This window comes from Dyella sp. 333MFSha, assembly GCF_900102405.1.
In the GTDB taxonomy this organism is placed as follows: Bacteria; Pseudomonadota; Gammaproteobacteria; order Xanthomonadales; family Rhodanobacteraceae; genus Luteibacter; species Luteibacter mycovicinus.
Map to the genome: position 1 here is coordinate 275679 of NZ_FNBR01000001.1, position 24005 is coordinate 299683.

The window sequence follows — 24005 nt, forward strand, 5'->3', positions numbered from 1 at the left end:
ACTCCTGTTGTGGTGGCAAAGCCGAGCGAGTTACAGCCGGCCCGGTGATCCATATGCGTCCGAAAAACGGTTAAAAGGTATAAACAGTGACTTCCTTCAAGTTGAGCACTTCCATAACAATCGGGTCGGCGGCGGAATAGCAGTGCCCGACGATGATGTCGCCGGGCTGGGAAAGCCACTTTCGAATCTTGGCCGGACTTTTCCCAGCGATATTTTTGGTCCTGATTTTCAGGCCGGGGTTGCCATATTTGAAGAAAGCATTAGCTGCCGAGAAGTTGTCTTCCGGTTGAAAACGGCTGTCAGCATGAACTCTGATCCCATTTTTATAATTGTCTCCGAGCGCGTTTCCGTGACCGCCAGTAAGGCCGATAATTTTATGCTTGCTCTTCTGAGCTGCCCTTTTTTTCGCGATCGCATCCATCACTTCGCCGACGATTGTGCCGTTCGTCATGGTGTCCGTGAAATAAACAGTGCCCCCAGCGGCGTTCTTAGCTTTGAACCATTGGGGGGCGATGTTTATCTTGTCCGGATCGTTAAGAATAATTCGGTTCGGTATTTGAGCACTTACGGCGGGCGCGCCCACGTAATGGTTAACCTTTCCCCCAAGGGGATGGACGGCCTCAATTAAGCCTGAGTTGGTACTTCCTGGATGGAGGGTGGTCGCTGTCACGGTCGGTGTTCGCCCGGTGGCCCCTTGCGTCGCTGACCGCCGGGCGCCCACGAATCGCCCAGGCGTCGCTCCCATTTTTGGTGCCACCGACATCGCACCCGACGCCAGCCCCGTTCCGAACGCTATCCATCCCAGGATGCCGGCGGTTTGTTCATCGCCGGTCGCCGCCGAGGCCAGGGCGCCGACCTCCACGGCCACGGACGTGACCTCGAGTACTGCGGCGGCAGCCATGACCATCATGGTCGGTGTCGATACCGCCGCGGTAAGGCTTCCGGCGGCGGCCGCGGCGACGACGCCGAGCAGGGCGCCGCCGGTCGCAACCACCGCGACGGCGGCACCGATGGCTCCCAGCGCGAAGCCAAGCCAGTCCCACCACGCGCGCCCCGTGGGATCGATGCGGTTGATCGGATCGCCCGCGCAATAGGCGTAGCGATTGACGCCTCCCGCGCCGAAGGGGCTCGCGCGATCGGGGCTGAGGAAACGCCGCAGTGCCGGCGAATACGGGCGCTCACCCAGCAGATACCAGCCGGTAGCTGTGTCGCAGACCTCCCCGGCGAAGCCGGACCGCGCCGCGTCGGACGTCGCGTTGCGATCGCCGTAGGCCCCGTAGGTGCGTGTCGCGACGGCATCGCCGGTCTCGAGAATCACCGAACCCTGCGGGTCGTTACCCAGCAGCCATGTCTTGCGCAGGTCACGGCTGAGGACGGACTCGGCGACGACCGTGCCGCCGGAACGCAGGAAACGCCTCTGCTCGTCGTCGTCGAATTCGCCGTAAAGTTGTCCATCGTCGTAATAGCGGAGGGTGCTGCGTCCCTGCTGGACGACCTGTCCTATCCGGCCGTCAGGACCGTAGGCGTAATCGGCGCGAACGTTGTTGGCGGATGTGACCGAGGCGAGCCGGCTCGCCGCATCCCACGTCAGCACATTGCCCAACCCGTCTTCGATCACGTTGCCGTTGTCGTCGTAGCGCACGACGAGCGGGGTGCCGTAGCCGGGGTAACCCGCGAGGCTGCTCTCCACGCCGACGAGGCGGTCGAGGTCGATGGCGTCGTAGCCGTAGGTGGTCCGGTTGAGGCGGCCATCGACGAGCGTGGTCTCGACGCTGCGCAGATTGTCGATGCTGTCGTAGTCGAAGCGTTGCACGCGATAGGCATGGCCTGCTTCGTCGACGGGATATTCCCCGTCGATGGCGTCGATAGCGTGGACGACGAGCCGGCCCCGGCGGTCGTATTCCATGGTTTCTTCGCGCAGGCGCGATACATCGTCGTTTCCGAACCACCGCTTGCCGGCCACCTTGCCGTCCTTGCGCCACTCCAGGACCAGTTTCCGCCGTGTGCGCTCGCCGGCGCGCTCGGCCAGCCAGGTAGTGCCGACCACACGGCCGAGATCGTCGTATTCAAGGCTCTCGGTCACCGATCCGCCCGCGTCGGTCGTCGCGGTGCGTGAGGTCGGGCGTGAAAGACCGTCGTAGGCAAAGGTCACATCGACGAGCCCAAGACCTTCTTTCGTCATGTGCTGGATACGCTCGGTACGCCCGCAGTCGTCATAGTGAAAAACCTGGGTGGCCCCGTCGATCCCGCTTTTGACCAGTTCGACCCCACACGGTGAAACGCTCACCTCGCTCGAGCGGGACGTGCCGCCCATGGTCACCGTCTGCTCGGTCATCCGGCCCAGGTAGTCGGTGTCAATCCGCATCTCGCCGCTCTCGCTCCTGATCGACTTAGGCATACCGGCGATCGCATCGTAGGCCGCCGTTCTGAGCACGACCGGCGGCTCGGATGCGAGCGTTTCCGTCAATACCGCCTCGTTGAGCCAGGGATCGTAAGTCCGGCGGATCTCACCGCCCGCGGGCAAGTGCTCGCTGGCGGCGTTGAACTGGTCGGGCCCGTAGTCGTAACGTCGCGTCAGGCTGCCGGAGGTTTCGCTGAGGAGACGGCCCAGGCCGTCCCAGTCCTGACGGCCGAGGCGCAGGGCAGGGGCGCCGTCCGCGGGCGTCACGGACATGCTGGTAGGTAGTGCCTCTTCGTGCCCGGCCGCGAAGGTGTAAGCGACCGCCGTTCCGTCGGAAAGCGTCGTCTCGGTCAACCTTCCGAGAACGTCCCAGTGCTGCGCCGTCACCAGGCCCACCGGATCGATGGTCTCGATGCAACGACCCAGGCCGTCGTAGCGCCATTGGGTCATGGCCACTTCGCGGGCCGCGCCTTCGTCGTCCCAGATGCCGTATGCCGCCCGCCGTTGTCGACCGGCCGCGTCGGTGTCGGTCGACTGCCAGCCACCGATACGCCGTCCATCGGCTTCCTGCCATGCTGTCGTGCGGGTGACGATCTCACCGTTCACCTCGACGAGAGCCGTCTCGCTCCGGGCATGACTTCCGTCCGGTGCCGTCCGGTCGCTGCATCGGCCCCAGTCGTCGTACTTGAATTCCGTGCGAAGCCGTAGTGGCGCATCGCTCGCCAGGCGATCGTAAAGGACCTCGTCCAGCACCTGACCGAAGTGATCGTAGGTCACCTCGCGGACGGTCATCATGCTTCCGTCGGGCAGCGGCTCTTCCTCGACGGTGACCCGTCCCTGTTCGTCCAGCCACGTCCGGTGTGGCAGGCCGGTCACTCCCCTGCGTTCCACCCAGCGGCTGGTCGTCGACACCTGGTATCGCCACTCGCTCGTGATCACTTCCTGTTCCCGACCGCGTGCGCGGCTTTGTGTTTTCGGCCGGGAGAGATGGTCGTAGATGGTGTAAGTGTGATTGCCCAGCGCGTCCATGCTGCCGCGGAGCTGACCGCCGACAAGGGCGACCTCTTCTTCGGTGGTACTGATCACGCCGTCGAAGGTGGTTTCGGTAACCCTTGTGACGATGGTCTGCCTGCCTGTATCGGTTCGGTACTCGAAATCGCGGGTCAGGGTCAGGCCGTCCTGCGTGCGCGATTCCTGTGACAACGCGCCATGGCGCTCGCCCTGATCCACGATGAAACGCTGCTCGCTGTGGGACAGCGGGTCGTCGCGGTCTTCTTCAGACAGGGTTTCCGCGCAAGCCTGGACGTAGACCGTCCGCGCGCGAGGGGATGCCTCGAAGCGCGTTGCGCCGGCCGCGACCCGCACAGGCAATTCACAGTACCGGTAACGCGTCGTGAGCACCGGACCGCCGCCCGGTCCCGGCTCGACGGTTTCGCTCTTCAGTCGATACGCCAGCCCGAGCGGATCCGGTGGGCAGAGGCCGCTTTCACCGTCCAGGGGAAAATACGCCGAGCGCTCGACGATACCGGTGGCGCCATCCCGGTGCGAGATCAGGTTGCCGTCGTCATCGTAGGTGTTATCGGCGATGGTTACCTGTTTCAGGGTCGGGTCGCGCTTGTCGTACAGCGTGGTAACGATCGAATGCGGTAGCTGGAAGCTCTTCTTCTGTCGGACGAACGGGACGCCGCGCTCCTCGCCATAGACCGTCTCCACCTCCTGGACCACCGTGCCCCGGGTCGTGGTTTCGCGGGCGATCAGATGGAAGTGGTTGTAGGTGCGTTCGATCGTGCAAAGCGTGTCGCCGTTGCTGGCGACCTGGGTTTCCCGCGACCCGTACACGAATCCTTCGGCGTTGCCGTGGTGCAGCAACTGATCGTTTCGGTTTTCCCATGCCGTGACCAGGGGATGGCCGAGGTAATTGTTGTCACCATGCGTGTTGTAGGCATACCGGCTGGTTTGCAGCACCGTCGTGCGCTCGGCGTCGAGTACACGGCGGCGTTCGGCGACGGCGGGCATGTAGCGTCGCCCCGCACCCGGCGGAAGCCGAATGGACTCCTCGGCGTAGCTCACGACATCGTGGATGCCGTCAGGCGACGTGACCGAGTTCAACAGGGCGAGATAGGGCGGTTCCAGGCTGTTCTTGTAACCGAAAGCCCACACGGCTTCTTCTTCGTCGCGAACGGGCTGAGCGTTGAGTTCCGTGAGTGCGGGAATGCGAACGCGCTGCAGCGTGTCGCCCAGCCGCGAAAAATGCAGTTCCACCGGCGCTGTCAGCCCGGTGAAGATGGTCAGATGAATGTTGCCTCGATCCGGGTAAGAAAGTATGAGCAAGGGCTGCCCCTCGTCATCGCCAACCCGTGTCAGGACAGGCGTGCCGTGTGGCCCGCTTTCCCATGTCAGGTGAATCGCGTCGCCACTGGGGTTGACGATACGCTGGGGACGCAGACTGCTCGAAGAGCCGGCGGCGGGGGCGAGATATTCGATGACACCCGTGGCGTGCTCGAGTACCGCGGTACCGTTATTGCCAGCGGTGAGTCGAAAGCTCTCCAGCTTACGGTCGGGAAAGGCCGAAGGAATCCCGGGGAACAGACGGTCGAAACGATGACTGTCGCCGCTGCCGAGCACCAGCATGCCGATGTCCCGCTCCAGCCGGGTGATACCCAGAAGCCAACCCGTGCCGAAACCATCGTCACTGCTGCTCAGCGCATCGTAGTTGAGGCGGAATTCGAACGACGGGCCGCGTAGCTGGTTGCCCTTGCCTGTGGTCAGATCGATGCCTGCCGAGTACATCCCGGTGCGAGGGTCGACGTCACCACTGACGTGACTGTAGAAGCTGAAGGCACCGGAGTAGAAGTCGTCATTGGCGAGGGCGCCTTGTGTTTCGGGAGACCGACCGGTCATGAACGTGTACTCCTTCGCGTCAGAGAAACCTCAGTTGATCGCGCGTTCCGGTGACGAATTCGAGTCGGCACGTATGCTTGTTGCCGTACATGTCGATCACCTCGATGTCCACCGGGCCACGCGGAACGCGCTCGTCGTCGGCTTGCGGCACATCGTCGTCGCTGGGTTGCGGGATATCGATGCGTCCACAAAGCATGATGACCCCTTGTTCGGGATACACCTTATCGAGCAGGGGAAGCGGCTGGCTTCCCTGAGGAACTCTGTCGTCCCAGTGAATGTCGTTTTCTCCCGGACTTGCGTAGCCCGTGAAACAAGGGTTCTCCGTAGAAGGGAGTGCGTCTTTCCAGTGGATCATTCCCGCCGGGCTGCAACGCATGGACCTGATGGTCGGCCCGGGTGAGGCATTGGGCTGCAGGAAGAGCAGGTGGACATCATTGAAGATGCCCGCTCGCAAGGACCCGGTTCCCCGGGTACCGGCCGGGCCGAGGCGGAACTCGGCCGGGGTATAGACGGGCGGAGTCATGGGTCGGACCGACTTGTCCGCACCCGTGTCGTATTGGTTGTTGTAAGCGCCTGCCTGGCCGTTCTGATCGAATACGTAGCCATCGGTCCGATACGTCCACTTGTTGTCGCCGGTAACGCGGAAGGCGAGTGCAAGAGGCGCACGCAAGGCGTCGGCGGTCGCATCGACGTAGAACTCCAGATAGTCCCCACCCGCCAATGTCGTGTCGGGTCGGCGACCAAGGCCGGGGTGGGGCTCGTAGCCTCGGAAATCGCGTTGCGCTGACCAGCCCCGATATCGCTCGTCGCCATCTTCCGAGAAGGGGATATCGATTTCCGGATTCGTGTAATCGATCAGGCGCACGCTGTCCTTCTCGCTCTGCGTCAGCTTCACCGGTTCGAAATCGGACTCGGCCTCAATGTAGAGGCGGACGTACGCCTGTTGTCGGCCGTTGGTGTAGACAAGGCTGTCGACATGGAGCGAAACCCGGGCGATCCTCCATCCGTCATCCACTGCGATGGGTGTCTGCGCGTTCATTGCTATTCCTTTTGCAAGTCCGTCCCTTGGCGGTCGCGTCGTACGGTCACGAGCGAGCGCCTTGTCACAGTTCACGGCTTACTGGCCGTGCTGTCGATATGGCATGGGTTGTAAGCCTGCCCCGTGCTTAATCGGCAGGATCGATGCAAGTCGCCGTCGGCATGGCGTCAGTGGCATCCACGGTGCGCGAGGCAGCCCCCTCACACGCCATAGAGGGTGATTGAAAAGATGTTGAACCGTTTCATCAGGAACCGGTCGGCGCCGCTGAAGCAGTACGCGTTGATGATGTGTGCATCTTTCATGTTCCAGTACTTTTCGATTTCGGATTTCGACATCCCCGATATATCGACGACGGAGATGTTGCTCTGGCTGTTTCCCGTGATAAGCGACATTTTCGGGATGCGAGCCTTGTCGTCCCAAAAAAATTGCCTCTTCCCCCAGAGGCGCCAGCCGGCGAGCCAGTTGAATCCCGCGAAGTCGCCATGGACTCCGGTCAATACGATGATTTTCTTCGAGTCGTTCAGCTTGCCGATGTTCCGTATGACGCCATCGGTGACGTCGTTCGCATCGATGGGGGAGTCGTTGAAATGCACGATGCCACCGTTGCCGTTCGGTCTGCTCGACCATCGAGGTACGACTTCACGGCGTCCTTTATAGCCCCTCCGGATGAGTCGACCGTCAGGTAACTGGCCCCTGCGTCCTCTTTTTGCGACGTGATACGTGACCGAGCGTTCATCGTAATCGAATTGAAAGGTCGAGTGCCCGGCGCCGCTCCTTCGCCATGTGGGGAGCGGCAAGCGACGTGCGCCTGGCGCTTCCGCGGCATGCTTCGTGCCGACAAATCGAGTCGCGGCGCGTCCCGCCGCAGGTCCCACGGACAGCGCGCCGGAGGCCACGCCGGTGCCGAAGGCGACCCAGCCCAGAATGGAGGCGGTTTCCTCGTCGCCGGCGGCGACCGTGGCGAGCGAGGCGATCTCGACAGCGGCCGAGGTGACCTCCAGGATCGTGGCGGTGGCCATGACGACCATCGTTGGGGTGGACACGGCAGCGGTGAGGCTTCCGGCGGCGGCTGCTCCGACCACGCCTAGCAGTGCGCCGCCGGTGGCGACGGTGGCTACGACCGCGCCGATGATACCCAGGGCCGCGCCCAGCCAGTCCCACCAGGCGTTGCCACCGGGATCGATCCGGTTGACCGGATCGCCCGCGCAATAGGCGTAGCGATTGAGGCCGCCGGCGCCGAAGGGGCTGGCCCGGTCGGGGCAGAGGAAGCGTTGCAGCCTGGGCGAATACGGTCGGTCGCCGAGCATGTACCCGTCGATGTCCTCGTCGCGGGTTTCGCCCGCGAAGCCGGTGCGCGCACCGTCGTCGGTCGTATCCCGGTAGCCGAACGCGCCATAGGTACGCATCGTCGTCGCGTTCGCGCCGCTTTCGACGATGGCCGAGCCTTGCGGATCGCTGCCGACGAGCCAGGTGGTGCGCAGGGCACCCGAGAGCACGCTCTCGGCGACCACGGTACCTCCGGCACGCAGGTAGCGACGTTGATCGGTCTCGTTGAACTCGCCGTAGACCAGGCCGTCGTCGAAGTAGCGGTAGGTGGTTTGTCCCGCCCGTCGTATCCGCCCGATCCGGGCGTCGGGCCCATAGCCGTAGTCGGTCCGGACGCCGTCGGCCTGGCGTACGCCGATCAGCCGGCCGGCGCCATCCCAGTCGATGCCGCGGCCCATGCCATCATCGACGAGGTGGCCGTTGGCGTCGTAGCCAAGGCGGAGCGCCGTGCCGTATCCGGGATACCCGGCGAGCGTGCTGTGGACACCGACCAGACGATCGCGGTCGATCGTGTCGTAAGCGTAACCGGTGCGGTTGACGCGTCCGTCGACGAGCGTGGTCTCCACCGCAAGCAGGTTGTCGATGTCGTCGTGAGTGAAATGTTGGGTGCGATACGCGTTGCCTGCCTCGTCGACCGGGTATTCACCGGCGAGGGCCATGGCGATGCTATGGGTCTCGAGCCGGCCCCGGAGGTCATAGTCCATGGCTTCCTCGCGTAGCAGTCGATCCTCGGCGTCGTACCACCGTCTGGCCGCCAGTTTGTCGTCGTCGCGCCAGTGCAGGGTGAGCGCGCGTCGCGTCGCTCCGGCCTCGTTGTCGATGAGCCAGGTCGTGCCCGACACGCGGCCGCGCCCGTCGTAGGTCACGCGCTCGGTCAGCGAGCCGCGGGCATCGGCGATCGTGCATGTCGACGGTCGTGACAGCGCGTCGTAGTCGAAGGTGATCCCGACGATCGGCAAGCCGTCATCGGCGAGGTGGTCCATCCGGACGACGCGCCCCAGGTCGTCGTAGACGGACACCCGACGCACGCCGTCGACGCCGGTCCTGGCCAGCTCCAGGCCACCCGGGGATACCTCGACGTTGCAGGAACGCGTGGAGTCGTCCATGCGTATGTCCTGTCCGGTCATGCGACCGAGATAGTCGGTCCGGATCCCCATGACGCCGGTGTCGCTGCTGAGTGACACCGGCACGCCGACGCGTGGATCGTAATGGGCCTTTTTCAGCGGTACGGGTGGATCGGTCAGCAGCGTTTCGGTCAGCAGGGCCTCGTTGAGCCAGGGTTCGTAGGTACGCTGGATCTCGCCGCCGGCTGGCAGGTACTCCCGCTCGGGGTTGAACTGACCCGGCACATAGGCATACCGACGGGTCAGGCTGCCGGCGGTTTCGTGTGTGAGCCGACCCCATCCGTCCCAGTCCCGGCTGCCCAGCGGTATCGTATCGCCGCCCCCGGCAGGTACGATGCCGATCGTGGCGAGCAAGTCACCCTCGTGCCCGGGAGCGTAGGTACGCCGGACGATCGCGCCATCGGGCAGCGTGGTGTCGAGTTCGCGGTCGAAGGCATCCCAGCTTTGCCCGGTGACCCGGCCGAGCGCGTCGACCGTCCGGACACAGCGCCCCAGGCCGTCGTAGTGCCACTGCGCGAAGGGACCTTCGACGGCCTTGCCGTGCCCGTCCCACTCGCCCACCTGACTGCGGCGTTGCCGCCCGGCGGCGTCGGTGTCGGTCGACTGCCAGCCACCTATGCGCTCGCCGTTCGCTTCCCGCCACACGGTTGTCCGGGTGAATACCTCGCCGTCGTGCCGGACCAGCACGGTCTCGCTCCGGACATCACTGCCATCGGGGGATGTCACCGTGGCGCACTGGCCCCAGTCGTCGTAGGCGTAGCACGTCGTCAGCTCCAGCGTCCTGTCGTCGGCGAGGCGGTCGTACCGGGTCTCCCCGGCGACCTCGCCGAGGGGATCGTAGGTCAGCGTGTGCACCGTCACCAGCCGACCGTCGGCCAGCGGTTCTTCTTCCTTGACGACGCGCCCCAGCTCGTCCATCCACGACCTGTGCGGCAGGCCGGTGGTGCCGATGCGCTCAACCCAGCGCTCCCGGGTCGACAGCTGGAACCGCCAGCGCGTCACCGAAAATTCGTCGGATCTGTCCCGGTATCGGAGCGCTTCGGTCATGCGTCCCAGCCGGTCGTAGCGGACGTTCGTATATATGCCGTTGCCTTCCATGTTGCTCAGAACGAAGCCGCTGAGCAGCATGCGGGTCTCCCGCTCGATCTGGACGATGCCGTCGTGCGTGGTCCGCTTCGTCTGGGTGGTCAGCGTCCTCATGGCCGTGTCGAGTTCATAGCTGTAGTCGACGCGTGCCATCAGGTTGTCCTGAACGCGCGTTTCCCAGAGGATTGCCCCATGCTGTTCGCCCTGGTCGACGATGAACGCCTGCTCGCTTTCCCATAGCGGCTCGGCGACGCCCTCGATATGCACGGCTTCGGCGCACGCTTGCACGTAGACCTCTGGCGTGTACGCCGGCACGGCGTTCCTTTGGCGGACGGGCAGCGCCGTATACCGGTATCGCGTGATCAGCGTGGGGCCACCGCCCGGGCCGGGTATCGCGACCTCGCTCGCGATCCGGCGCGTGAGCCGTAAGGGATCGGGTGGACAACGGTCGCCATCGCCGTCGAGCGGGTAATACTCGAATCGCTCCGTGACGCCCGTGCCATCGTCATGACGGTAAACGACGTCGCCGTCGGTGTCGTAACGGCTCTCGACAGCGACGGTCCGGCGGACGTCATCGTGGCGCGCGTCGTAAAGCGTGGTGACGACCTTGTGCGGCAGCTGAAAGCTTTTGGGCTGGCGCGCGAACGGCTCGCCCGGGACCTCGCCGTATTCCGTGGCGACGTCCTGCACCACATGGCCCCGGGTGGTCACCTCGCGTACCAACAGGTGGAAATGGTTATACGTGCGCTCGATGGTACACAGGGCAACGCCATGGTCGTCCAGTTGCGTTTCCTTCGAGCCGTAAAAGAAGGAACTGGCAGCGCCATGGTGCAGTAGCTGGTCGTTACGGTTCTCCCATATCGACACCAGCCCGAAGCCGTAAAAATTTTTGTCGCCATGCACGTCGTAGGTGTAGCGACTGGTCTGCAACACGCGGCCGCGATCGGCGTCGAGCACGCGCCTGCGTTCGGAGACAGCGGGCATGTAAGTCCTGGGTGCGCCTGTCGGCAGGCGCAGCGCGGTTTCCGTGTATTCCACCTGATCGCGTACGCCATCGGGCGAGGTCACCGCGGCGAGCAGGGGCAGGTAGGGCGGATCGAGACTGTTGCGATACTCGAACGCCCAGACCGGCTCTTCCTCGTCGCGGACCGGCGTCGCGTTCAATTCCATGAGCGCGGGAATGCGAACGCGATCCAGCTGGCTGCCGGTGCGCTCGAAGTTCATCTCCAGCGGCGCCGACGGTCCGGTGGCGATAACGAGCTGGACGCGCGAGGGATCCGGATAGATCAGACGAAGCAGGTCGACACCATCGTCGTCGACGACCCGGGACAGTACGGGCGTGCCGTTGGGTCCGAGTAGCCAGACGAAATGGATGGCGTTGCCGCCAGGATTGACGATATAGGCGGGACGCAGGACCGACGGGCGGTCGTCCAGTGGCCTGAGGTACTCCACCACGCCGGTCGCGTGTTCGAGCACGGCGGAGCCGTCCCAGGCCGGGGTCAGCCGGAAACTGTCGAGTTTGCGGTCGGGAAAGGTGGCCTCATGCCCAGGGTAATACCATTCGATGCGGTGACTGTCGCCGCTGCCCAGCGTCAGTATGCCGCTGTCCGTATCGAGCTCGGTGATAGCCAGCCGCCAGCCGACACCGAAGCCATCGTCGTTCATGCCGAGCGCGTCGTAGTGGAGACGAAATTCGAAATGCGGGCCGCGCAGGAGGTTGCCCTTACCGGTGGGCAGGTCGATCGCGGCCGAGTACATGCCGGTGCGGGGATCGACATCCCCGCTGACGTGGCTGTAGAAGCTGAAGGCGCTGGAGTAGAAGTCACCGCTGGCGAACGGCGAGGCATGGCGGTCGGTTCCGTTCCGTTCCTTCATGACGAGACTTCCTGTTGAACGTGCCGCGCAAAAAAACCGGGCGTGCCGCCGCGCTGTCAGCTGACCTTCAACGTGTCGCGCTCGCCGGCGACGAACCCGATATGGCAATGTTGTTCGCTGCCGTAGGTATCGCGCAGCGTCACCTTGACGGGCTCCTGCGGCGCTCCTTCGTGGCCGGCGCGGGGGATATCGTTCCGGCCACACAGCATGATCGTTCCCTTGCCGGGTATGGCGACGCTGAGTGTCGGCCTCGGGAGGCTGCCCACGGGTACGTCGTCATCCCATGTGATCGCGGTGCCGCCCGGCTCGGCATAGCCCGTGTAGCATGGGTTGTGGGTGTCCGGAAGCTCATTGATCCAGTGGATCATCCCCGCCCGCTTACATTGCATGCTGCGCAACGCCACGACGCGCCCACCGTTGACGATGGACACGGTGACGATGTCGTCGAAAATGGTGGCAGCGGGTGTGTCGCCGTAACGGTAGCCCGCCTGTCTGTCGAGGACGAATTCCGAGTTGGCGTAAACGATCGGCGGCTCGGCGCGAACGGCCTTGTCCGGTCCGGTGTCGTAAAGGGTGTTGAATGCGCCTTTGTCACTGCCGGGCTCGAAGACATAACCGTCCGTGCGATACCGCCAGCCATTATCCCCGGTGATGGTGAAGCCAAGCATCAGTGGGCCGGCCAGTGCTTCGGCGTCGGCCGAAAGGTAGAGTTCGACGTAATCGCCTCCCGCGCCGGGTGTGGAAGGCGAGTGGCCGTCCCGCGCGGCGGCCGGGTGATAGGCGTACTCATTGTAGACGCGCTGCGCCGACCAGCCTTTCCAGGCCGTGGCACGAGCCTGCGTCGAGAACGGTATGGCGTTCCGCGGCGCGTTGTAATCGATGAGGCTGACGCTCGCTCTTTCGGCCGGGGTCAGGGGCACGGGATCGCCGTTGTTTTCTGCCTCGATATAGGCGCGAACACGCACCTGCTGATGCTCGTTGGCATAGAGCACATCGTGATCGACGTAGAGGGCGACACGGGTGACTTTCCAGTCGGGAGCAGCGGTGGTCGAGGTGGCTTTGCTGCGTTTCATGGCACATCCTTGTGCAGAGCTGCGTGCTTCGGACCCATTCAACGATCAGGCCCTCCGGATGTCGATAGGACGTGCGTCGTAGGCGCATGCGGCGCCTAATCGGCAGGCCGGGCGCATATCGTTCTTCCGATGCGGTGTTTCGCTGTGGGCGTGCGGGTGCTTTCGCCGGAAGGGCGGCCTCAGGTATCCTGATGAATGTTGGCCCCGTAGCTCAGCTGGATAGAGCGTCCCCCTCCTAAGGGGAAGGTCGCCCGTTCGAATCGGGCCGGGGTCACCATCATTCTCAGCGCCCCCGGAGTTCCCCATGAGCCGTTCCTTCGACGCCATCATCGTGGGGGCCGGTCAGGCCGGACCCGCGCTCGCCGCCCGCCTTACCGCCGCCGGCAAGACCGTCGCCATCATCGAACGGCATCTGGTCGGCGGAACCTGCGTCAATACCGGCTGCAAACCGACCAAGACCCTCGTGGCCAGCGCCTATGCCGCGCATCTGGCGCGTCGCGGTGCCGAATATGGCGTGGGCGTGGGCCACGTCAGCATCGACATGCCGGTGGTCGCGGCACGGGCGCGCAAGGTGATCCTGGACTCGCGCAAAGGCAACGAGGACTGGCTGGCCTCCATGCCGGGGCTCGAGCTCATCCGTGGGCACGCACGTTTCGTCGGGCCGCGCCGGATCGAGGTCAACGGTGAAACCCTCGAAGCGCCCCAGGTTTTCCTCAACGTCGGCGGTCGGGCAAGGGTGCCTGACTTCCCCGGTCTGGACGAGGTGGACTACCTTACCAACAGCACGATCATCCCGCTGGAATCGCTGCCCAGGCACCTGGTCGTGGTCGGTGGCAGCTACATCGGTCTGGAGTTCGCGCAGATGTACCGTCGCTTCGGTTGTGAGGTGACGGTGGTCGAGCTGGGTCCGCGGTTGATCGGTCGCGAAGACGAAGACGTGTCGGCTGAAGTCCGGTCGTTCCTGGAGAACGAAGGCATCACGGTGCGCACGGGCGCATGCTGCATCACCGTGCATAAGGACCCCGCCGGCGTGCGCGTGGGCGTCGATTGTTCGGAAGGCGCGCCTCAGGTGGTCGGCAGCCACGTGCTGCTCGCCGTGGGTCGCCGTCCCAACACCGACGATCTCGGGCTCGACGCGGCGGGCATCGCAACGGATGAGCACGGATACATCGAGGTCGACGATCACCTGAAAACCAGCGCCGACGGCGTCTGGGCCATGGGCGACTGCAATGGCAAGGGCGCCTTCACCCACACGGCGTGGAACGATTACGAGATCGTCGCTGCGAATCTGTTCGATGGGGAAGAGCGCAAAGTCAGCGACCGCATCGCCGGCTATGCGCTCTACGTCGATCCGCCGCTGGGTCGGGTGGGTATGACGGAAACGCAGGCCCGTCAGTCGGGCCGGCCGTTGCTGGTGTCGAAACGCATGATGACCCGCGTCGGGCGTGCCGTGGAGAAGGGCGAAACGCGTGGCTTCATGAAGATGGTCGCCGATGCGGAAACGAAGCAGATCCTTGGCGCGGCGATCCTCGGTGTCGGCGGGGATGAGGTCGTGCACGGTGTGCTGGACATGATGAATGCGAAGGCGGACATCGATACCTATCGGTGGGCCGTGCCGATTCATCCGACGGTGTCGGAATTGATTCCGACCCTGATCGGGGATCTCAAGGCGGCGGACTGAGGCGGTTACACGATATCCATGCCGGACACCGGCTGGCTGAAATCCACAGCCTGCAGATTCTGCGTCAGCCGAAATACACCTTCCGCCACGCGGCGCGACAGCACCACATCGAGGATCGTCGTCTCATGCGGACCCAGCGCGTCGAGCAGGTCGTCGTCCTGCGCCGTGGCGGCGACGATGTGCCGGATCAGCCCGGTGACATCGGCGGGCTGGATGCGCACGCCATAGGGCCGGTGCGACGGCTGCGCCGGGCGCAGGACGCCGCCGGGCTGGCGCGGATCGGGCACGGGGTCGTCACCGGCGAACAAGGCGTAGTTGAGGAACATCGTGACCGTCGCCGCGCTGCGCGAACTGGCCTGTCGGTCGGTCGAAAAGCCCGGTGGCAGATCGTTTGGCGACGCGGTGGGCCCGGCGGTCAGGAGGAACCGCGCATCGCGCAGCGGTTCACCGCGATCGTCCAGCAGGCGAAATATCAGCAGGCTCCGCGGATCGTGGATGTGCGTGCGTGAGGTGAGCAGCTTTTGTTCCGTCTCGACCTTGTCGCGGTCGCGCAGCGCGTTCTCCGTGCCGAAGGCGTCGCACAATGCCGCGTACGATGCCGCCGAACTGACGGCGAGGCAGCGCAGGATCGCGTCGATCGTCACGGTGGAAGGAGGCTCAGACGCCATGACGCCGTGCTCGTCGCCGGAATGAGCGAGCCCGGGCAACAGCTTGAACGCACTGCGCGGCGCCTTGCTGATCGTCATGTCGAGCGTCGCCGTGTGGCCTCGCTGCGTAAGCACGCAGTGCCGCGCGTTGAGATTGGCGGCCGCTATGCGCACCACACCGTCCGACCCGTCTTCGCCGGTATATGAGTTGACGAAGTCGTAGAACTTACGGTCGGGTCGATCGCCTGTCAGGTTGAACAACCACGTGCCGTGCGCGGCCGGGTCCGGGCCATGGATCACGTCGAGCGCCTGCGCCACGGATTCCGGACTGCCGTGTTCCAGCCAGTCGAGAATGCGCTGGCCCGGCTCGACACCGTCGAACCAGGCCTTGAGGTGGCCGACGACGCTCTTCCCCAGCGTTGCCAGCGCGGATCCGAAGTGTGGCGGCGCCAGCATCACCAGATGCCGTAACCGGATCGGAGCGAACAGGGTAGGGCGGTCACGCTGAGCGTGCAGCCAGGCGACGGCTACCGGCCCCCCGGTGGAATGGGTGATGCAGTCGAACGTCCCGTCAGGCAGCGAAAGCCCGCGTAACGCGTGGTCGAAGGCGCGGACGATATCGTCCATCGTCACGGCGTCGTCGAAGGTGACGTACTCGGACAGGTGGACGTCGAGAACGCGGAGCGTCGATCCCGCCTGGGCGGCGCGGTCAGCCAGTGCCTTCGGCAGGCTGCCGTAGGTCGACGTGTTGGTGACGCTCCAGCCATGCACGAAAACCAGCGCGCTCATGCCCCGTTCCTCGATTACCGGATGAGCCGAGCATAGCCGGGGTGGCCGGGCGAATCAGTCCTCGCGACGGACGTTGAGCTCGCCATCGCCGAGCATCACGCGCAGACGGTCGCCGACGGCGACGTCTCCCGCGCGGCGCACCACCGCGTCGCGCTCGTCGAAGACGATCGCGTAGCCACGTTCTAGCGTCGCCAGAGGACTGACCGCGTGCAGCGTGCGCGCCTGCTCGGTGACGCGTGCGCGATCGCGTTCGATGCGGTGTGCCATCGATGTCGTCAGGCGCAGGCGCAGATCCGCGATGCGGCGCTGCGAGGGGGCGAGGCGGAGGCGCGGATGCTGGGCGGCCAGGCGCGCCTGCAGGCGGTCGAGGCGGGCACGGCGAAGCGCGTTCGCCTGGGCGGTCGCCATGACGAGGCGCCGACGAAGTGCCTCGAGCCGCTGGCCATCCCGCGCAAGGCGAGCCTGCGGGCGTTGCGCGTTGAGGCGTGCCTGCCAGTGATCCGCACGCTGGGCGGCCGCCTGAAGGCGACGTGCCATCAAGGTGGCCATACGCTGGCGCAGGCGGTCGAGGCGACGTTCGAGGTCGCCGGCGTCCGGTACGAGGAGCTCGGCGGCAGCCGATGGCGTGGCGGCGCGCAGGTCGGCGACGAAGTCCGCGATGGTGAAATCCACCTCGTGCCCGACGGCCGAAACGACCGGCACGGCACTGGCGTGGATGGCGCGCGCCACGGCTTCGTCATTGAAGGCCCAGAGGTCCTCCAGCGAACCACCGCCGCGGGTCACCAGCAGCACATCGTAGCGTCCGCTGGCTGATGCCCGCCGCAGCATGGCCGCGATGGCGGGCGGTGCCTCACGCCCCTGTACAGGCACGGGCAACACGTCCACGTCGGCGAGGCCGAAGCGACGGCCGAGTACGCTGAGGACGTCGCGGACCGCCGCGCCCGAGGGCGAGGTAATGACGCCGATACGCTTCGGATAGGCAGGCAGCGCGCGCTTGCGCTCCGCGTCGAACAGACCTTCGGCGCCGAGGCGCGCCTTCAGCTGCTCGAACTCGCGCTGCAGGGCACCTTCGCCTGCCGGCTCCATGTGGTCGGCCACCAGCTGGAACTCGCCGCGCGCCTCATACAGCCCGACCTTGGCCCGCATCAGCACGTGCATGCCGTCCGTGGGACGAAAGCGGAGCCGCGATGCGGCCGTGCGGAACATGGCGCAGCGCACCTGGGCGCCCGCGTCTTTCAGCGTGAAATAGACATGGCCCGACGCGGGGCGAGCGACGTTGGACAGCTCGCCTTCGATCCAGACGCCCATGGGCAGGGCGTCTTCCAGCAGATCGCGCACCAGCCGGTTCAGACCGGATGGGGTGAATATCTCGGGAGGGGCGCGGTCGTCGAAGGCGGGCATGGACCGGGAAGCGTAAAGCGTAACGGGCCAACCGTAAACCCGGAACCGTGAACAGGAATGCCTTTTCGGTTAGCGCTTTACGCTCGACGGTTAACCCATTACATGCGAAACACGCCGAACCGGCCCTGTTCGATCGGAGCATTGAGCGAGGCGGAGATGGCCAGGCCCAGTACCCGACGCGTGTCGGCCGGATCGATGATGCCGTCGTCCCAGAGCCGTGCGCTGGCATAGTAGGGATGACCCTGACGTTCGTACTGGTCACGTACGGGCGCCTTGAACGCCTCTTCGTCGTCCGCGCTCCACGAGCCGCCGCCGGCTTCGATGCCATCGCGGCGTACGGTGGCAAGCACGGACGCCGCCTGTTCGCCGCCCATGACGCTGATGCGCGCGTTGGGCCACATCCAGAGGAAGCGCGCGCCGTACGCGCGACCGCACATCGCATAGTTGCCCGCGCCGAAGCTGCCGCCGATGACCACGGTGAACTTGGGCACGTGCGAGCAGGCCACCGCGGTGACCATCTTCGCGCCGTCTTTAGCGATACCTGCGTTCTCGTACTTGCGGCCCACCATGAATCCGGTGATGTTCTGCAGAAACACGAGAGGTACGTTGCGCTGGTTGCACAGTTCGATGAAGTGGGCGCCCTTCTGCGCGGATTCGCCGAACAGAATGCCGTTGTTGGCGATGATGCCCACGGGATAACCGTGGATATGCGCAAAGCCCGTGACCAGCGTCTTGCCGTAGCGTGCCTTGAATTCGTGGAACTCGGAATCGTCCACGATGCGTGCGATGACTTCATGGATATCGAACGGGCGCCGCGTGTCTTCCGGAATGACCCCGTACAGTTCGTCGGCGGCGAAGCGCGGCTCGACAGGCGTGCGCACGGCCAGCGGCTGCTTCTTCACCCGGTTCAGCGATCCGACGATGTCGCGCGCGATAGCCAGGGCGTGCGCGTCGTTCTCGGCGAAGTGATCCGCGACGCCGGACACGGCCGTGTGAACGTCCGCGCCGCCCAGCGCCTCGGCGTCGACCACCTCACCGGTGGCGGCTTTGACCAGCGGCGGGCCGCCGAGAAAGATGGTGCCTTGCTCGCGAACGATGATGGTCTCGTCGCTCATCGCGGGCACATAGGCGCCACCCGCGGTGCATGAGCCCATCACGACGGCGATCTGCGGAATACCCTGCGCGCTCATGCGCGCCTGGTTGTAGAAGATGCGACCGAAGTGTTCGCGGTCGGGAAACACTTCGTCCTGCAGCGGCAGGAAGGCTCCGCCGGAATCGACGAGGTAAATGCAGGGAAGGCGATTCTCCATCGCGATTTCCTGGGCTCGGAGGTGTTTTTTCACCGTCATCGGGAAATAGGTGCCGCCTTTGACCGTCGCGTCGTTGGCCAGTACGACGACCTCCTGTCCCATGACCCGGCCTATTCCCGCGATGACGCCCGCCGCCGGTGCGGCATCGTCATACATGCCGTGCGCCGCCAGCGGAGCGATTTCGAGAAAAGGAGAGCCGGGGTCGAGCAGGGCGCGGATGCGCTCCCGGGGCAGCAGCTTGCCGCGCGCCACGTGTTTTTCGCGCGCCTTCGCGCCACCCCCCTCCGCCGTCCGCTTCAGCGTGTCACGCAGGTCGTCGGTCAGTGCGCGCAAGCGATGGCTTGCCGCCTGGAACTCGGGAGAACGGGTATCGAGCTGCGAATCGAGAATGGGCATGGGGACGTTCGCGCGAGGACTAAACGAACATCATAACGGGGCGGCCGCGAAGGAAAACGCTGCAACGCGCCAAGAAAAAAGGGCCGCCCGAAGGCGACCCTTTTTAGTCCATAAGCCGGAAGGCTTACTTCTTGGTGCTGTCATCCTTTGCGCTGTCAGCGTTGGAAGCAGCGTCCTTCGCCTGGTCAGCCGACTTCTCGGCCTGATCCGCAGCGTTGGAAGCGGCGTCCTTGGCAGCCTCGGAAGCACCACCGGCGGTCGAGGCCGAAGCGGCCTGCGAAGCCTGAGCGGCAGCGTCCTTGGCCTGGTCAGCGGACTGCTGAGCCTGGTCGGCAGCCTGCGACGTGGCGGCATTGGCCGACTGGTCGGCAGCCTGCTGAGCCTTGTCGGCCTGCTGCTGTGCGTCGGAAGCCGACTTCTGGGCGTCCTGCGCGGAATCCTGCGCGCCGTTGCTGCAAGCTGCCAGAAGCGCGACGAGCGCAGAGGCGAGAAGGGTACGCGTCAAATTCATTATGTTTCTCCTTAGCCGTGGAATGCCGTTAGGCGGGCGTATTAATAGCCCACTTGTCTTAACTTAGCTACAAATCTCATCGTGCCGCTTCAGTGGGCATTAAAGCCCATGCATTTGGCGTGATTACGATACGACGCCAGATCTATCTCGTCGACGCCGGGTTCACACCAGTTCGATGGCGATCGCCGTTGCCTCGCCGCCACCGATACACAGCGCAGCGACACCCCTTTTTGCGCCACGGGCCGTCAACGCATTGAGAAGGGTGACCACGATGCGGGCGCCGCTGGCACCGATGGGGTGGCCCAGCGCGCACGCGCCGCCATGGACGTTGACCTTGTCGTGCGGCACGTCCAGCTCGCGCATGACCGCCATCGGCACGACCGCGAATGCCTCGTTGATTTCAAACAGATCGACGTCGCCGACGGACCAGCCCGCCTTCGCGAGCACCTTCGAAATGGCGCCGACCGGGGCCGTCGTGAACCACTCCGGCTCCTGCGAGTGCGTGGCGTGGGCGACGATGCGAGCCAGCGCGGTGACGCCGCGCGCCTTCGCTTCATCGGCGGAAAGCAGCACGAGCGCGGCGGCGCCATCGGAGATGCTGGAGGAGCTGGCGGCGGTGATCGTGCCGTTTTCCTTGCGGAAGGCGGCGCGCAGGGTCGGGATTTTCGCGGTATCGGAGCGGCCCGGCTGTTCGTCCTCGGCGAAATCCTGCGAGCCCTTGCGGCCCTGCACGGTGACCGGAACGATCTCGCCGGCGAACGCGTCGGCCTTCTGTGCCGCCTGCGCGCGCTCGACCGAAGCGATTGCGAAGGCGTCCTGCTCTTCGCGCGTAAAATGGTATTTGTCCGCGCACTGTTCGCCGAAGACGCCCATCGCCTGACCGTCGTAAGGGTTGGTCAGCCCGTCCCACGCCATGTGGTCGACCAGCTGGCCGTCGCCGTAGCGGATGCCTGTGCGCGCATTGACCATGTGCGGGGCATTGGTCATGGACTCCATGCCACCCGCGACGACGATGGAAGCCGACCCGGCCTTGATCAGGTCGTGGGCCAGCATCATGGCCTTCATGCCGGAACCGCACACCTTGTTGATGGTGGTGCAGCCCACCGAGGTCGGCAGGCCGGCCTTGAGCGATGCCTGGCGCGCGGGCGCCTGGCCGAGATTCGCGGGCAGCACGCAGCCCATGATCACTTCACTGACATCGGCCGGCGCGATGCCGGACTGTTCGAGCGCCGCCTTGATGGCGACCGAGCCGAGCGTGGGCGTGGGGACGCCGGTGAACTGACCGAGGAAAGAACCGATGGCGGTGCGCTTGGCACCCGCGATGACGATCTCAGACATGGGGACTCCGTGGGACATCGTATGGCCGCCCTGGGGAGGACGGAAACCGGTCGAGTATCGCAGTGGCGGCAGGGGAGGGGCAATCTGCGCTGCGACACGCCCGTGGGCGGCCGCCGCGATGCCGTGCCGGCGGCAGTTTTCACGGACGGGTTCAACATTTTGCCGACTGGATGAGATTTTTCGCAAAGTCGTGTGGCACCATCCGTTCCACACGTCCGCCAGAGTCGGCGTGGGACATTGACGTCTGAAATCAGGGGTATAACGTGAATACGACGAATCTGCTGCGTCAGCGCGAGCTTGCGCTGGCCGTGTGCGTGAGCCTGGGTCTGACCGCCTGCGGTGGCGGCGGCAGCAGTGCGCCGAGCCGCAACATTCCACAGGTGGTGGCGCCCCAGACGCCGCAGACGCCGAGCCCCCCGGTCGACCAGCCACCGGTGGATATCCAGCTGACCGCGACAGGTGCGAACGCCGCGCATGCCGCGGGGCTGACCGGTTCGGGCGTCGCCATCGGCATCGTCGACAGCGGCGTCACGGCGGCAAGCCCGGCGCTTTCCGGCCGGGTGACCAACAAGTTCACTTACGTCGATCCGGGCACAAACAACCTGAAGGTGGACGATGTCGTCGGACACGGCACCGCCGTGGCCGAAATCGCCGCGGGCAAGCCGTTCGGCCAGTTCGCCGGGGGCATCGCTCCCGATGCGACGATCGTCTCCGCGCGTATCGTCAGCGATACGACGCCGAAGGACGACGGTTCGGGCAAGGGCAACAAGGTGACTTCGGCGGATCCGCTCGGCACGGTCAACGAAGCCGTGTTCCAGGCGGGAGCGCGTATCTCCAACAACTCGTGGGGCGGCTTGTACTGGGACGCGTCCGATGCGGCCACCACGGCCAGCTTTGCCGATGCGTATAAACACGCCGTGCTTTCCTCCAGCGGAACGGTCTATGTGTTCGCGGCCGGAAACGACGGCGCGGCGAATCCGTCCGACATCGCGGCGTTGCCGCTTCGCGCGCCTTCCGTGGCGGGCGGCTGGATCGCCGTCGTCGCCCTCGACAGCCACGACACGAGCCGGATCGCCTCGTATTCGAACCGCTGCGGAGACGCGAAGGCTTTCTGCATCGCGGCGCCGGGTGAGGTGCTGACACTGGCCGCGTCGTCGACCGCCGCCAAGCCGGCCTACCAGGTGTGGACCGGTACGTCGCTCGCCGCCCCCCAGGTCGCCGGCGCGGCGGCCGTCCTCCTGCAGACCTTTCCGCACTTCGACAACGAAGCCCTGGCCGACCTCATGTTCAGCACGGCCGACGATCTGGGCGATCCCGGTGTCGACGCCATTTATGGGCACGGCCGGCTCAACCTCGGCAAGGCGATGCTTGGCCCGGCGAGGCTCGATCATGCCTTCCGCGCGGACATCGGCTCGGCCAACGTAACGTTTTCGAACGACATTTCCGGCGACGGCCTCAACGTCTACGGTAGCGGCAAGCTGACCATCACGGGCACGAATACGTTCTCCGCGTTGAATGCCGAAGACACGACGACCGTAGAGGTCATGAAAGACCTTCCCGCGGCGCGAATCATCGTGCAGGACGTGGGAGCGAAGCTCATCGTTCACGGCGATCTCGGACAGGGTCAGACCAACGGCCTCCGCGACAGCGTGGACGTCAACGGCACTCTGGAGCTGACGGCGCATCCCACCCAGATAAAGGCCGATCTCGGGCTCTATGGGCCGTCGCGTCTCTCGGTGCTGCTCGGCGCTCCCGTAAACGTCGCGGGCGCCGTACGGATTTTTGGCGGCGATCTGTACGTCGCCGGCGCCGTGCCCGGCTACACGGTGACCAGTCACCAGTCCCTGGTCACCGCTGAGTCGGTGACCGGCACGTTCACCAGCACGACGTTCGCGCAAGGCGTGTTCCTGTCATCGACGGTCCAGTACGCACCTAAGGAAATCTGGCTCGACACGACCAGCCTGAGCGTGACCGCCGTGGCGAACTCGAATGCGGTGATGGCGCGCTCGGCCGCGGCGACGACCTCGGCGACGCGCCTTGACGGAGCCTTCCAGCAGATCGAGGGTTCGCTGGCTGGCCCGGTGGCGGCAGCATCCGCGCCGCCCGTGACGACGCTCGTCGCCGCCGGCCAGATCCAGCAGTCGCGCACGGACGCGGTGGCGAGGGCCTCCCTGGAGTCGCTCTCCGGCCAGCTGTATGCCGCTGGCACCGCCGTGACGCTCGCCGGTATCGACGCCAGCAACGATGCGCTGATCTCACACCTGGATCAGCAAGGCTCCGGTGCCTGGACGCAGTCCCTCGATTCCCGCGGCGGCATGAGCCGCGGCGGGTTCGGCAACGTCGGTTTCAACCTCAACGGTGGCCTGGTCGGCAACGACATCCGTCTCGGTCTCAACGGCTTCGCCGGCGTCGCCGTCGCGCAGATGTCGAGCCACGGCCAGCTCGACGGCAGCTTCGATCGCCAGCGCAGCCGTTCCACCGCCGGCATGTTCTATGCCGGCTCGCGTGGCGCCAACTGGTACGGGGTGGGTCAGTTCGGTTTCGGCAGTTTCCGTGGCGACATGCGCCGCCTGCTGCGTTTCGGCGACCAGGCCGCGTTCGCGGGCAGCGACCAGAACGGCAGCTACCAGTCCGCTTACGGCGAAGTCGGCTTCCGCAGCCATGCGGGCGCGTTCACGCTCACCCCGTTCGCCAACGTCGAGTACGCGAGCATCCGCCGCGATGGTTTCTCGGAAACCGGTGGCGACGGCTTCGGACTGACCGCCGATGGCCACACCACCTCGCGCTGGCAGGCGGGGTTCGGGCTTCGCGCGGGCAGTTCATGGCTGACCACGCGCGGTGCGCTGCACCTGGATGCGAAGCTGGGTTGGCAGAATGCGTTCGCCACGAAGGGCGAGGTCTTCGCGGCACGCTACACGGGCTTTTCGCAGTGGGCGCCGGTCGACGGCATCGGCCTGTCGCGCCGGGCCGGCACGGCAGGCGTGTCGCTCGGCTGGGACATGACGGCCAGCACCCAGCTGGGCTTCAACGTCGACCAGCGGTTCGCGGACCGCGATCACTCGCGTTCGGCGAACGCGAGTTTCCGGATGAACTGGTAGGCCGGCGGA

11 protein-coding genes and 1 tRNA gene are annotated in these 24005 nt (G+C 65.2%); 3 read left to right on the forward strand and 9 right to left on the reverse strand.

Annotated elements, in window-relative coordinates:
* Window positions 1-70 precede the first annotated feature (70 nt).
* The 4 genes from BLT40_RS01175 to BLT40_RS01190 form a co-directional block, all read right to left on the reverse strand.
* Window positions 71-5032 (reverse strand): RHS repeat-associated core domain-containing protein, encoded by a 4962-nt coding sequence (locus tag BLT40_RS01175; protein WP_176809064.1) that lies wholly within the window; start codon window positions 5030-5032, stop codon window positions 71-73.
* 289 nt (window positions 5033-5321) lie between these two features.
* On the reverse strand, window positions 5322-6341 hold the full coding sequence (locus BLT40_RS01180) for a hypothetical protein (RefSeq protein WP_090350837.1): 1020 nt from the start codon (window positions 6339-6341) through the stop codon (window positions 5322-5324).
* A gap of 200 nt (window positions 6342-6541) precedes the next feature.
* Entirely contained in the window at window positions 6542-11752 is a 5211-nt protein-coding gene (locus BLT40_RS01185; protein WP_090350839.1) for an RHS repeat-associated core domain-containing protein, read from the reverse strand.
* Between the two features lie 56 nt (window positions 11753-11808).
* Entirely contained in the window at window positions 11809-12825 is a 1017-nt protein-coding gene (locus BLT40_RS01190; protein WP_090350841.1) for a hypothetical protein, read from the reverse strand.
* A 200-nt stretch (window positions 12826-13025) separates the two neighbouring features.
* Here BLT40_RS01190 and BLT40_RS01195 point away from each other — a divergent pair.
* Both BLT40_RS01195 and BLT40_RS01200 read left to right on the forward strand, forming a co-directional pair.
* Window positions 13026-13102: transfer RNA gene (locus BLT40_RS01195), tRNA-Arg, on the forward strand.
* Window positions 13103-13129: 27 nt separating this feature from the next.
* Complete coding sequence (locus tag BLT40_RS01200) at window positions 13130-14506, forward strand: FAD-containing oxidoreductase (RefSeq protein WP_090350843.1); 1377 nt, start codon at window positions 13130-13132, stop codon at window positions 14504-14506.
* 5 nt (window positions 14507-14511) lie between these two features.
* On the opposite strand, the gene BLT40_RS01205 is transcribed toward BLT40_RS01200, so the two are convergent.
* The 5 genes from BLT40_RS01205 to BLT40_RS01225 all read right to left on the reverse strand — a co-directional run bounded on the left by BLT40_RS01205 (window position 14512) and on the right by BLT40_RS01225 (window position 20898).
* A complete protein-coding gene (locus BLT40_RS01205; RefSeq protein WP_090350845.1) occupies window positions 14512-15942 on the reverse strand; it encodes an esterase/lipase family protein in 1431 nt (476 codons plus the stop codon).
* A gap of 54 nt (window positions 15943-15996) precedes the next feature.
* Entirely contained in the window at window positions 15997-17343 is a 1347-nt protein-coding gene (xseA, locus tag BLT40_RS01210; RefSeq protein WP_090350846.1) for an exodeoxyribonuclease VII large subunit, read from the reverse strand.
* A gap of 98 nt (window positions 17344-17441) precedes the next feature.
* Entirely contained in the window at window positions 17442-19049 is a 1608-nt protein-coding gene (locus BLT40_RS01215; RefSeq protein WP_090350848.1) for a carboxyl transferase domain-containing protein, read from the reverse strand.
* A 124-nt stretch (window positions 19050-19173) separates the two neighbouring features.
* On the reverse strand, window positions 19174-19560 hold the full coding sequence (locus BLT40_RS01220; RefSeq protein WP_079522154.1) for a hypothetical protein: 387 nt from the start codon (window positions 19558-19560) through the stop codon (window positions 19174-19176).
* Window positions 19561-19722: 162 nt separating this feature from the next.
* Window positions 19723-20898 (reverse strand): thiolase family protein, encoded by a 1176-nt coding sequence (locus tag BLT40_RS01225; RefSeq protein WP_079522152.1) that lies wholly within the window; start codon window positions 20896-20898, stop codon window positions 19723-19725.
* A 263-nt stretch (window positions 20899-21161) separates the two neighbouring features.
* Between BLT40_RS01225 and BLT40_RS01230 the strand changes: the two genes are divergently transcribed.
* Window positions 21162-23996: a S8 family peptidase gene (locus BLT40_RS01230; RefSeq protein WP_090350850.1), complete on the forward strand. Its 2835-nt coding sequence runs from the start codon at window positions 21162-21164 to the stop codon at window positions 23994-23996.
* Window positions 23997-24005: the final 9 nt, after the last annotated feature.